Origin of the sequence: Sphingobacterium sp. WOUb80, assembly GCF_050058145.1 — a bacterium.
Taxonomy (GTDB): Bacteria; Bacteroidota; Bacteroidia; order Sphingobacteriales; family Sphingobacteriaceae; genus Sphingobacterium.
Genome location: NZ_CP165617.1, coordinates 4,246,283 through 4,259,872, shown reverse-complemented (window position 1 = coordinate 4,259,872; position 13,590 = coordinate 4,246,283). Strand labels below are relative to the sequence as shown.

Sequence of the window (13,590 nt, the reverse complement as noted above, 5' to 3'; positions counted from 1 at the left end):
TTAGCTATGCATCATGAGATCTTAGCTCATGAGTGGATAGCTGTTAAACATCATTATTCTTTATCTGAGGATTTTAAACGTAATTTCAATAAGCTATATACCCCTAATGCAGCAATACTCAATACGACGATCTCAAACATGGTGTCAAAACCCCTGAAATCCACCAGCAATACGTTTACTACATTTTTTCCTTTAGCAAGCACATAAGCATAATCTCCGTAGAAATCACTGATATTTGTCGTTGTTGGTTCATGCAGAACACGAAGAGCAACCATGGACAGTAGAACGCCGAAAATGATAGCGACGATAGCGTCACGAATGACGGTACGTCGGTTTGCTAGATTCAAGAATGAAGGGAGTTTAAAGAGTACCAATACAAAGAGCACCACGGTTAGGGTATCGATGGTAAATTGCGTCATGGCTAGATCCGGTGCACTGTAAAACACGAAAATAAGACATATGGCATAACCTACAACACTTGTAGCGACCACGGCTGTCAATCGGGATGAAGTGCGGATCGTCAATACAATGGCACCGATCAAAATGCAGACTGTGGTAACTTCATAAAAGCTTACCGGAGATAGGGTATCCCATTTAATATGAAGTGGGCCGCCTAGGTACAGTTGATAGGCAATCAGCAATTCAGCAAATAAGATAATTTTCAATAAATACGAACGCAAATAACCGTTGTGCATCTTGTTTGTGAAGAAGGCAGAAAATAAAACAATTTCCTGCGCACAGATCCTGATGATATTTTCAGGAGAAATCTTATTAAAGGTTGTGATCCAAGCTAATTTCTTATCGCTAGGTCGATTGACGAAATAGAGCAGTGTACCAGCAGCAATCGTAATTGCACTTAGGAGCAGAATTAAATTAAATCCATGCCAGATTTTCAAATGAAACGTTTCGGGCTTTGCGAGTATGCTTGTTGCGGTAGGTCCGGCAATCCATTCGCCAATAAGTCCGGGGATACAGCCAAAAACAACACCTAGAACGGCTAAAAGCAGAGGTGGGATCCACATGGCTTTATAGGGTATATGGATTGCACTAAATTGCTCCGGCAACTTCCCCATAAATGGTTTTATGCCGGCCATAAATCCTGCAGATACCAAGAGTATATTGGTGGCTACTGCGGCGATGGTCAAATAGAGAAATAGATTTGGGGCGGCGTGTAAGGTTGCTTCGTAAATCAGATCCTTTCCAATAAATCCAAAAGTAAGTGGAACACCGGCGCTGGAAAGAGCAGCCAGAAAACCAGCAATAGCGACAGGCATCAAAACCTTGTGCAGACCCCGCAGGACTGTGAGATCTCTTGTTCCGGTTTCATGGTCTATAATCCCCGTAATTAAGAATAATGCAGCTTTATATAAAGCATGTACAAGGATAAAAACACTGGCTGCAATGATGGCGTCCTTTGTGCCCAGACCCAATAAGAAAACCAAAATACCTAAGGCAGATATAGTTGAATAAGCTAGGACCCCTTTTAAGTCGGTTCTGAAAAGCGAATGGAATGCGGCATAAAGCATCGTGAAACCACCAATAAGCATAAGCGAATAAGTCCAGATCGGATTGCCACCAAGAATTGGTGAAAAACGAGCCAAAAGATAGATTCCCGCTTTGACCATAGTTGCCGAATGTAGGTAAGCTGATACCGGCGTCGGTGCTTTCATGGCACCAGGTAACCAAAAATGAAAAGGGAATTGTGCTGATTTCGTAATTGCACCAAGTGCTATCAGGCCGAAGACCAAGGGGAACAGCGGGTGTTGCTGAATGACTGATACTTTGTCAATGAGTGCTGTAATATGGTAGGTGCCGGCAATATTACCCAGCAAAATAAAACCTGCCAGCAGAAAAAAGCCTCCGAAACCTGTAATGGATAATGCCGTTAATGCGCTTTTGCGTGAATCTTTGCTGTCATTATTAAAGCCGATTAGAAAAAATGAACTGATCGAGGTCAGTTCCCAAAAGATGAAGAGTAATAGCATATTGTCCGACAGGACGAGCCCCAACATCGCCGACATAAAAAGACAGAGGTAACCAAAGAATCGATCGAAATACCGATGCCCTTTAAGATAGGCATTCGCGTAGAAAAAGATACAAGCCCCGATTCCAGTAATCAATAAGGAGAAAAGTAGAGATAGTCCATCTAATTTAAAATCCAGATTTATGCCTAAGGAGGGTACCCACGACGTTGATTGTACGAAATAGGAACCTTGACCAATAGGTACGATATATTGAGCAAAGTATAAAAATAGAAGTACCGGTAAGAATGCGAGAATAAAACCCCATTTGGTTTTTAGGAATCGACCAAATGGAACAATAAGGCTCGATGTTATTAATCCTGACAGAACAGTAAATAGCATTTAGTCTTTGTTTTAATTTTTTGAAAGTCTACAATATAGTAAAAAAAGCGGAAAAATGATGTTTTTTTGCCGTTTTCCCTCTATATAAATGATAAAAGTGGGTATTTTGTTTGGGACTAAGAACAGATTTTTTAGGGGAAAATATGTTTGTAAAAATGAAATAGGGGACTCTAATTTATTGAGAAATAGATTTTTTTAATATGTAGTATGAGTAATTTATGTAATAAATATGTTAAATTTTGTTTAAAAAAAATTAAAAATTCTATATTTACAGTAGACTAGTTTATCAGCCGCCAACGATTGTTGCTAATCAATTTTGTTATACCCGTTAGGATTATGGGACCTGAAGAGAAGTTATTTAGATTGTATTATAAAAGCTTGTGTCACTTTGCGTGGAAATTTGTAGGGGAATCTTCTATTGCCGAAGATTTGGTACAAGAAGCATTTATTACTTTCTTTAAGGAAAGGCAGCGTATGGATGAATCTGAAAGTTTTGTGCGAAATTATTTATATACTGCGGTCCGGTTTTCTTGTTTAAAACATCTTAGGCATGAAAAGGTAAAGGAAAAGTATTGGACTCGAGTTAAGTTCAATGAGGAAGATGAGCATTCTGTTGAACTCTCGATAATTCATACCGAAGTGCTCAATGAGGTCTATCGGATTATTGCCGAAATGCCTACCTCATGTCAGCAAATATTTAAGATGGGTTATTTGGAAGGGTTGTCGAATCTTGAAATTACAGAAAGACTTCAGCTTAGTGTGAATACTGTTAAGACCCAAAAACAACGCGGAATGAAGATCTTGCTGGAAAAACTGCACCCCGAATTTCTACCCATTATTATTTTTTTATTAAAATAATTTTAATTTCTTGTCACCCTCGACAAATCTATAGGGTTTCTTACCTATAGATATGAAAGCTAATACCAATTACATAGCCAGACTCATTTATAAGTTACTTCGTGGTCAAGAAACCATGGCGGAACGGGATGCTATTGAGCATTGGCGAAAATCTGCCAAGAGTAATGATGATTTGATGGAAAGCTTTCGGGACGCAAAGAATATTGAGACAGATCTTCACTTTTTTGCCAATTTGGATGAAGACGGTGCTTGGCGTAATATTCAGCAAACTCCTCGGAGATTAAAGAAAAATTATAGACAATTTCTTCGTGTAGCTGCCATTCTCGTCGTATTATTAGGAGCATCACTCTTTTATCTATTTCAGCAGGACGGGAAAGTGTCTGACAAAGTAGCATCTACTACTCCTGTAAAAAAAGATATTTCACCTGCGCAGCCAGGAGCCCTATTGGTGCTAGCAGATGGATCAATAATGCCTTTGGAGAAGTCAAACAAAACAGTAGATCAAAAAATAGTAGCCTTAGCGAATAAAGATAATGGCAAGAATATAGATAATCCAATAAAGGAAGCTCCTCTCCAATTTAATACATTGGTTGTTCCTAAAGGCAATTTTTATAAGCTAACCCTAGAAGATGGTACTCACGTATGGATTAATGCTAACTCTCAACTCAAATTTCCTATAAAATTTAAAGATAATGAGCGTCGTGTGTTCTTGGAAGGTGAAGCTTATTTTGAGGTAGCACATGAGGCAGGGCGTCCTTTTTTTGTGGAATCTAGGGGAAACGAAGTGAAGGTATTGGGGACGCATTTCAATATTAATGCTTATGGAAATAATGTTCGTACGACATTGTCTTCGGGAAGAGTGCAAGTGAGTCATTCTGGAAATGTTGTTGTTTTGGAGCCCGGGGAATACGCGAATCTTGTAGGAGAACAGCTTCGGAAAGGAAAGGCAGATTTGGAACACGATCTATCATGGCATAACAATCAGTTTTACTTTAAGAAAGAAACCATTGTTGAAATTGCCTCAACACTTTCTAAATGGTATGACATACAAGTTAAATTTAAAAAAGATGTTGCATTAGATAAAGTGTATACTGGCAACTTTAAGCGTGATGTTAAGTTATCGGAAGTTTTGGAAATGCTGACTTACGTCTGTGATTTGAAATTTGAGTTTCAAGGAAAAGAATTAATTGTCGAAAACAAATAAAAAGGAGTGCTTATGTAAGAGAAATAATACCTAACCTTAAGGTCTTACATATAAAAAATAGAACAGGAATGTTGCAGCATCCCTGTTCCGGAATGATCAAAAAGGCCTTAAAAAAATTAAAAAGCGAATTAAGTAAACCCAATTAACCACAAAGAGTAAATGTATGAATAACTTACCATTTGGCAAAACGTGGCGACTGATACCTCATGACCCTCGGTTTTGCAAACCTTTACGTATTATGAAAATTAGTACCTGTCTTCTTTTCGCCTTTGTGACCGGAGTTCAAGCCAACGGCATTGCGCAAAAAGTTACTTTGAAGATGAAAAATGCACGGATTGAGGAGGCGCTCAATGCAATTTCCAAGCAATCCGATCTGCAGCTATTTTATGGGGAAAATATTGATTCTAAAGTCAGGGTCAATGTGAATTTAAAAAATGCTACAGTAGAAGAAGCATTGAATTCTGTTCTGCGCAGTAATCATATCGACTATAAGATTATTGCCAATACGATCTCAGTGAATGGTGATGCAGATAATCGTTCTACCATAAATACTTTACAACAGGTTGTTTCTGGAACTATTAAGGATCAAAACGGGAAAGTTTTGAGCGGAGTCACTGTGTCTGTGAAGGGATCTTCCATATCAACTCAGACAGATGAATCTGGGCATTTTAAGATTAATGCTTCAGCCAATGCTGTTTTGATTGTACGATTTATTGGCTATTCACTGAAAGAAGTAGCAGTGGGAGGACGCAGTAATATTGCTGTTGAATTGGAATCCGATGAAAGACAGTTGGATGTAGTTGATGTTGTTTCTACCGGTTATCAAAATTTAAATAGAAAACTATTTACTGGAGCCGCGACTACAATAAAAGGGTCGGATATCAAACAGGACGGTATTACCGATGTCAGTAGGATGTTGGAAGGACGAGTGGCGGGGGTATCTGTACAAAATGTATCTGGAACTTTTGGTGCAGCCCCTAAAATACGTGTCCGTGGAGCAACTTCAATTACAGGGGATAATAAACCGTTATGGGTTGTTGATGGTGTTATTTTGGAAGATGTTGTAAATATATCGAATGAACAATTATCGTCTGGTGATGTCAATACACTGATTGGTTCCTCTGTCGCTGGAATCAATGCGGATGACATTGAAAGTTTCAATATCTTGAAAGATGCCGCCGCAACAGCACAATATGGTGCCAGGGCGATGAACGGCGTAGTCGTTATTACGACCAAAAAAGGAAGAATAGGAAAACCGTTAATATCGTATACAGGTAATTTTTCAACCTTTTTGAAACCGACATATAACAATTATAATATCATGAATTCTTCGGATCAAATGTCGGTTTATTCAGAGCTTGCACGTAAAGGCTGGCTTAATCACTCTAGTGCATCAAGAGCTGAGAACGGTGGTGTTTATACCAAAATGTATCATTTGATCAATTCATATAATGAAAGTAATGGGAAATTTGGGCTCGAAAACACGCCTGAAGCTCGAAACAAATTTTTAAGTAGATACGCGCTTGCTAATACAGATTGGTTTGATGTCTTGTTCAAAAACTCATTTATGCAAGAGCATGGTGTAAGCGTTTCATCAGGTACTGATAAATCTCAGTTGTACATGTCAACAAGTTATTTAAACGATAATGGATGGGCTGTCGGAAATAAAGTACAACGCTATACGACAAATATCAATGCTTTATTTAATCTGTCAGAAAAATTAACACTTAATTTTATTACTACGGGTTCCATTCGTAATCAAAAAGCTCCCGGCACAGTAGGAAGAGTGAGTAATCCTGTTGAAGGAAAGTATTCTAGAGATTTTGATATTAACCCTTTTAGCTACGCCCTTAATACGAGCCGAACAATGACGGCCTATGATGAAAATGGGAATAGAGAAAGTTTTACGAGAAACTTTGCTGACTTTAATATTTTAGACGAATTGGATAACAATAGTTTGGACCTGAGTATGTTGGATTTAAAAATTCAAGGTGGGGCAAATTATAAGTTTTCCAAGCATTTTAAATATGATGTGTTAGCTTCCATGCGCTACGTAAAAAGCGGTAACGAACATAAAGTAAGGGAAAGTTCCAATATGGCAAATGCATATAGGGCGGACTACGATTCTTATGTTCAAGATAATAATCGCTTCCTATACCGAGACCCAGCCCACCCTGAATTACAACCAGTAGTTGTACTTCCTTATGGAGGATTTTATAATACCAACGATGATTTCTTAAAATCATATATGGTTAGAAACTCATTTGAGTACGATAACACTTTTAATGAAAAGCATCTCGTAAATATTTATGCATTCCAAGAGTTACGTATTGCTGATCGTCAAGCCAGAAGTATGATTGGTTACGGGTATCAATATGATAAAGGGGGAGTGCCATTTATCGATCCGAATATTATAAAACAGGCGACATTAAACAACCTGAATTATTATTCAATGGGACATAAGTATGACCGCTTTTCGGCATTCATGACGCGGGCTGCATATTCCTATGATGGAAAATATTCTATCAACTTTACTGGTCGTTATGATGGATCGAACCAGTTAGGAAGTTCGAAGACAGCACGATGGTTACCCACTTGGAATATTTCGGGCGCATGGAATGTTGATGAAGAAGCATTCATGCAAAATCAGGATATCTTAAATAAATTAACGATTCGTGGTACCTATGGTTTAACAGCTAGTCTTGGTAATGCAACCAATTCAGCTTTAGTACTTCGGAATGGAAGTGCCTTAAGACCTTATTTAGATGAAATAGAATCTGTAATGAATATACAGTATATTGAAAATAAGGATCTAACTTGGGAAAAACAATACGAAACCAACCTCGGTTTCGATATGAGTTTCTTCAAAAGTAAATTGAACCTGACCGTTGATCTATATAATCGAAATGGTTTTGATTTGATTAGTCCCTTGCGTACTTCTGGTATAGGAGGCCAATATTTGATTACAGCCAATTATGCTGATATGAATTCTAAAGGTATTGAGGTGACATTGAGTGGACCGATTATCAAGAATGATTCGTTCAGCTGGAGAAGCAATTTCAATTTTGGCTACAATAAAAACAAAGTGACAAAGTTAACGAGCCCCCAATCTATTTTTAATTTGGTAACGGCTGATGGTGGACCGCAAGAAGGTTATCCATATCGTGGATTATATTCCATCGAATTTACGGGGTTAAATCACGACACCGGTATTCCTGAATTTATCAATGAAAAGGGAGAAAAAGGTATTGATGTTTATATGCAGAGTCTCGAAACGAAGCATCTGAAATACGAAGGACCTACGGATCCTAAATTAACTGGAGGTTTTTATAATTCATTAAGTTATAAAGGATTTACATTAAATGCATTATTTACGTTTTCAGCGGGCAATAAAATTAGGTTAAATCCGTCATTCGCTACATCCTATTCTGATTTAGATGCGATGCCAAATGAATTTAAGGATCGATGGACGATGCCGGGAGACGAAACCATAACGAATATTCCATCTATTTTAGATGTTGAGGCTGCCAATACGATTAGTGGGCAGTACCCTTACAATACCTACAATTATTCTACTGTGAGAGTTGCTGATGGAGGTTTCGTTAGGTTAAAACAATTGGCATTAGCGTACACGCTACCATCCAATTTTCTCAAATCTCTCAAAGCAAATCACGCTTCGATTGGTATAACTGCGAATAACTTCTGGTTGATTTATTCGGATAAAAAACTAAAAGGCCAAGACCCGGAGTTTTTTGCATCAGGAGGAGTTGCTCTACCAATACCTAAGCAGTATACTTTGTCTTTAAAAGTTGGATTTTAATAAATAATGTTAAAATGAAAAGAAGAAATTTAATTCTATATATGGCGTTGTCTAGCTTATTTGTTGCAACAAGTTGTAATAAATTTCTGGAACATCAACCCGATGATCGTACTGAACTAAATAATGCTGTTAAAGTAGCAGAATTATTAGCAAATGCTTATCCACATGGTAATTATATTACTATGGCAGAGTCGATGAGTGATAATGCTGGAGATAAAGGTGGAACAACACGAGAATTGCCCAATTCATCTGCTTGGAATTACGTCGATCAAGTAGATCCAACTGACATAGATACGCCACCATATTATTGGAATGCTTGTTATAAAGCGATAGCAGCAGCAAACTATGCACTTGAGGCCATAGATAAAGCGGGTAATACAGAAGAATATGCTGCCAGCAGAGGTGAAGCCTTGCTCGCACGTGCCTATGCTCATTTTATGCTAGTAACATTCTTTGCGAAAGCTTATGATCCAGCGACTGCTAAAACGGACCTCGGTATACCTTATGTTACACTTCCGCAAAAAGTCGTCGAAGGCAATTATACACGTGGTACTGTTGCCAGCGTTTATGAAAATATTGAAAAAGATTTGACAGAAGGCCTCCCATTGATTAAAAACAACAAATATGTAGTTCCGAAATACCATTTCACGACACAGGCGGCGCATGCTTTTGCTACTCGTTTTTACCTATTCAAAAAAGAATACGCGAAGGTTGTTGAACACGCCAATGCACTATACCCGGGTTCGACGGTAGGAGAGGATCTACGTCCCTGGAATACAACCTATAATGCGTTGGGATATTACGAATTGCAAGCAATTTATACGAATTCGACAGAGGCGGCGAATATTTTGCTCCAGGAATCTCAGAGCGAGTGGGGAAGAAGTTATGCCGGTTATAATTACGGTTTAAGTTCTAGTTTGTTGGGGATATTTAGTCCGGCAAATAATCCTAGTGGAAAACAATTGGCCATGGCAACTAAGATTTTTGGAGGAACTGAAATGGTTTACAATATTCCCAAATTCAAGGAACATTTTGTAAAGGAATCGATTAATGCAACTATAGGTGACGCCTATAATATGGTGCCACTACTTACCGCTGAAGAAGTTTTGTTTAACAGAGCGGAAGCAAATGCGATGCTAGGAAATAGTGCACAGACAATCAGTGATCTTGATAAGTACCTTTCAAAGCGTATTATAAATTATTCAGCTACGGCCGACAAATTCTCTGTAGAAAAAGCGAAAAACTTTTATCAGAATTCATCAGATAAAGATGCTTTAGTATCATCTATTCTAACTTTTAAAAGAATGGAATTTATGCATGAAGGCATGCGCTGGTTTGATATCATCCGATTGAAAATCCCGATCGAACATGTTAGTGCTAATGGCAAGAATAAAATTATATTGGGTGCAGATGATCCAAGGAGAGTGGTACAAATACCTCAGGACGCAATTGCTGCTGGACTTGAAGCTAATCCTAGGTAATGTCGACTTTTAAAAATTGAATTATGAAAAAGAAATTTAAAAATATATTTTTTCTACTGCTTGTGTCTTCGCTGATTTTCGGATGTAACGATAAAGACAAGCTGACATCGGATATTGTAGGTCTAGGAGGAGATACTTGGACCAAGACAGAGGTAGACGATTGGATAAGCAAGAATTTTACTACGCCATACAATATCGAAGTAAAATATAAATGGGATAGATCTGAACTACCAGAGATATATAAGAATGTAATTCCAGTGCAAGAGCGGTTGGTTATTCCAGTGATGGATATTATCAAAAAAACTTGGATTGAACCTTATATCGCTATTAAGGGGGAGAATTTTATGAAAAGGTACACTCAAAAGCAGTTCTTTTTGGCTGGAAGCCCTTCCTATAATAGCAATGGTACTATTACGCTAGGTACAGCTGAAGCTGGACGGAAAATTGTTTTGCTGGACTTGAATACATTTGATCCAGATAACAAACCTGCAGTGCGACAAATATTACATACAATGCACCATGAGTTTGGACATGTCCTGAACCAGAATATTGCTGTAACGCCTGACTACCAGAGAATAACTCCTTCCGACTATACGGCAACTTGGTTCAATATTTTTAGAGGGGCTTATAGCAGTACGGCTGCTTTGGATAAGATTATGTATGAAGCTGATTTTTGGGGTAAAGGTTTTGTAACACCTTACGCGAGATCTAACAAGGACGATGATTTTGTCGAAACATTATCTACACTACTTGAAGGCGGAGACGCTTATTATAATAATATCGTCAATAACTTATTTGTTTATGAAGGGCAATATATTAAAAGAAATGGAAAAGGTATTTATGAGCAAAATACAGATGCGAGAAATAAACTTTTAAAGAAGAAGGCGATCGTAACCACTTATATGAAAAATGAATGGGGAATTACGTTATCAGATCTTCAAATTAAAACGCAAGAGGCTATAGAGGCTAATTCTCCAACACCAGCATTGAGCGAACTGTTAGGACCGCAAAAAACTTATAGTACGATTGCAGTAAATCCTCAGAAATTGTCGGGTTTATCCGCTAAATTTTTGACAGCATTCAATACATCTAATGCTGCATTGCAGGCAAATATGGGGTTATATGTCGATAATGTTTCCTTAATTTTTAGTACTGCAAATAGAGTGATCCTCCGTGTAAATTTTATGGATCCGACGGTTGCTGTTGGTGCAGGTTATAATGCTGATTTTAGTTATACAATTACAAATACAGATGGAGATTTAAAATTGACTTATACGAATCCACAGCCAACGAATGCAAATGCGAGAGCAATAGAAGCTTCGGTGTCGCCGATTGTTAATTATTTTTCTAATCAGACTTTTACAATGAGATGGATAGATGATATCATTCCACAGTCAAAAGGAATCTTTGGTGGCTTAATCAATAAAAATGATCCGACGTCTTATGTTTTTGGAACATTGTAATGAAAGAAGAAACGCAAATTAGAACAAGATGAAAAAGTACTTATTATTTTATATATTATTTATTCTCGCCTTCTCGAGCTGTAAGAAAGATAAAACTTCGCCAGTTCTAGATGATGTTGACGTCAGATTGGCGGATAGTCTCGCTCAGTATCAAGCCACGCTTGCTAGTGCTCAATATGGTTGGAAGGCCTATCTTCTAACTAATATTGATATAGCCGTAGATTTTACCATGAAATTTAATGACAAAAATCGCGTAGTCATGACTGCTGAATACGGGGCTGATGAGGAAGAAAGCTCTTATAGACTTAAAGCATTGCAACGCCCGACATTGTTGTTTGATACCTATTCTATATTACATGAGCTTTCTGATCCCAATCCCAATGTTTTAGGAGGTGGGGTCGGAACTGGTTATGAAGCAGATTTTGAGTTTGCAGTAATTTCAGCTACCAAAGATAAAATTGTCTTGGAGGGGACTTTCAATAAAAGTAAACTTATTTTGGTTAGGGCAGAATCAAAAGTTGATTTGGAATCAACCTATAACGAGACGAGTGCTATGCAGGATAAATTGTCTCAGATACATACCTATTTTAAAAGAACTGAAATCGGTGGAAAAAATTACGAAGCTAAGATTGATGTAGGAAATAAACGTATCAATTTTATTTCCTCAGAGACCGGTGATAATGTGGGAAGTAATTTTTATGTCGTCAAAAATGAGGTTAGATTTTTTAATCCAATAGTGATTGGCAAGGATAGTATTGTGAGTCTTTCAGATGTAAAGTATGATCCTTCTGGCTTTTTATCGGCAAGTTCAGGATCTTTAAATATGAGGATTACAGAATCAATTACGCCAATGAATTATGATAAGACCGCAGTAACGCGTTTTTGGAGATCAGATCGTCAGATTTCTTTTTCGGCTTGGGTTAAGGATGGTGTAGAAGACTATTTGAATGACAATAGTGTTTCTGTAGGTACAGGAATGAACAGAAGAATTGCCTGGTTGGATTATGGTCCTGGTTATGATTTGCTTGGATATGCGCAAGGCAATTCGTTGTATTTCGGTACTGCGATTGCTAGTACGATTGACTTACAAACGGGGCTTATTAAGTATCAGTATGTAGGAGCTCTGGGAACCATTCCAGCAGCCTATAGAAATATAATTTTACAAACAGCACTTGATTTTACGGATCCAAAAGGATTATACGTTATCGAAACAGCGCTAGGACAATATGATTTAGTAACTGTGTCCGATGCGCGAAAATGGATTAGTTTTGGACGATAGTCAACCAACTCTTCAAAATAGTTGGAAATCTATGTAAGAAAAATTTATGATGTGACAAGGAGATACACAAAATGTGTATCTCCTTTTTAATAATTTCGCATAGAATAAAATAATAAATGGTTAAGCTAATAAATAGATTTAAATGATGTATTGGAAAGAAATGATAAATGGCAATAATTTACCGAAGTTGGTCCGCCTTCTTTCCCAGATTGGACTACTATGCATCGCCTTGCTGATTGCACATTATTCTACATATCAATATCTTCCAGATTGGATTAATACGATTATTTCTTTTATTGTAGAACTTTTTACGATTCCATTGATGATTATGGTCATATTCATTTGGATAATGTCGCTTTTTTTTCTTGTATTTAAGAAAACGCATAGAGCTGATTGGATCTTGAGTATACTTTATACTTCAGCAACTATTATTTTAGTGTTGTTTGCAGATTATTTGGTATAAACGCCATGGCTTTAGGCTTATTAATCGTTGAGCTATTTATTTTTGTTTTCTTTTCGCATTTACCCTGATAAAATTGAAGCTGAAATTCTGCCTTTGGTGAAGTTTCTAGAATTTGGCTGCTAGATATTAAAATAATTGATCTATTAAAAAATCATTAGTTATGAAAGAAGTCTTTAAAACACACATAAATTTCGGAAGCTATATCTGGGGTGTTGCTATGATCCTATTTATTGTAATGATATCTTATGAAGGACTTGAAAAGGGACTCTATATGGGTACATTCCTCTTGTTTGGTGTATTTGCATTAACCTGGTATTTCACCTTCTTTTTTAAACGGTATTGGATTGAAGGTGATAAGCTTTTTATTAAGACAGTCTCAGGTACAAAGTCTGTAGATATTACTTCTATACGCAAATTAGAAACTGACAAGGTAGACTGGTTTGGAACGATGAGACTTACAATTTTAAGACCCTATAGAAAAGGTATGTTGTTACATTATAATTTGGCTGACGATATATTCGTCGATCCTGAAAATCCCACTCAGTTTATTGATAAATTAAAACAGATTGCTCCGAACATCGATGTGATAGAGGGGAAATAATCATTCCTCTGGAATATATGTTAAAAAAATAGGTTATATAGGTTTTTTTGTTACAATT

At 37.2% G+C, this 13,590-nt stretch carries 9 protein-coding genes; 8 read left to right on the top strand and 1 reads right to left on the bottom strand.

Annotation, left to right across the window (positions count from 1 at the left end; genetic code table 11):
• Positions 1 to 53: 53 nt before the first annotated feature.
• Positions 54 to 2,363 carry a putative monovalent cation/H+ antiporter subunit A gene (locus tag AB1Z56_RS17885; RefSeq protein WP_426789800.1) on the bottom strand — a complete coding sequence of 770 codons (2,310 nt, stop codon included), beginning with the start codon at positions 2,361 to 2,363 and terminating at the stop codon, positions 54 to 56.
• Between the two features lie 336 nt (positions 2,364 to 2,699).
• Here AB1Z56_RS17885 and AB1Z56_RS17880 point away from each other — a divergent pair, with 336 nt between their 5' ends.
• From AB1Z56_RS17880 to AB1Z56_RS17845, 8 genes are all read left to right on the top strand, one after another.
• Positions 2,700 to 3,221 (top strand): RNA polymerase sigma-70 factor, encoded by a 522-nt coding sequence (locus tag AB1Z56_RS17880; protein ID WP_426789799.1) that lies wholly within the window; start codon positions 2,700 to 2,702, stop codon positions 3,219 to 3,221.
• A gap of 52 nt (positions 3,222 to 3,273) precedes the next feature.
• A complete protein-coding gene (locus AB1Z56_RS17875; protein WP_426789798.1) occupies positions 3,274 to 4,425 on the top strand; it encodes a FecR family protein in 1,152 nt (383 codons plus the stop codon).
• Positions 4,426 to 4,663: 238 nt separating this feature from the next.
• Positions 4,664 to 8,245: a SusC/RagA family TonB-linked outer membrane protein gene (locus AB1Z56_RS17870; RefSeq protein WP_426789797.1), complete on the top strand. Its 3,582-nt coding sequence runs from the start codon at positions 4,664 to 4,666 to the stop codon at positions 8,243 to 8,245.
• Between the two features lie 14 nt (positions 8,246 to 8,259).
• The gene (locus AB1Z56_RS17865) at positions 8,260 to 9,726 is read left to right on the top strand and encodes a RagB/SusD family nutrient uptake outer membrane protein (RefSeq protein WP_426789796.1); all 1,467 of its coding nucleotides are present in this window, start codon (positions 8,260 to 8,262) and stop codon (positions 9,724 to 9,726) included.
• 23 nt (positions 9,727 to 9,749) lie between these two features.
• Positions 9,750 to 11,189, top strand: a complete 1,440-nt coding sequence (locus tag AB1Z56_RS17860) for a substrate import-associated zinc metallohydrolase lipoprotein (RefSeq protein WP_426789795.1) — start codon at positions 9,750 to 9,752, stop codon at positions 11,187 to 11,189.
• 28 nt (positions 11,190 to 11,217) lie between these two features.
• A complete protein-coding gene (locus tag AB1Z56_RS17855) occupies positions 11,218 to 12,468 on the top strand; it encodes a DUF4302 domain-containing protein (RefSeq protein ID WP_426789794.1) in 1,251 nt (416 codons plus the stop codon).
• 142 nt (positions 12,469 to 12,610) lie between these two features.
• Positions 12,611 to 12,931: a hypothetical protein gene (locus AB1Z56_RS17850; RefSeq protein ID WP_313269100.1), complete on the top strand. Its 321-nt coding sequence runs from the start codon at positions 12,611 to 12,613 to the stop codon at positions 12,929 to 12,931.
• A gap of 160 nt (positions 12,932 to 13,091) precedes the next feature.
• Complete coding sequence (locus AB1Z56_RS17845) at positions 13,092 to 13,532, top strand: PH domain-containing protein (RefSeq protein WP_313269102.1); 441 nt, start codon at positions 13,092 to 13,094, stop codon at positions 13,530 to 13,532.
• Positions 13,533 to 13,590: the final 58 nt, after the last annotated feature.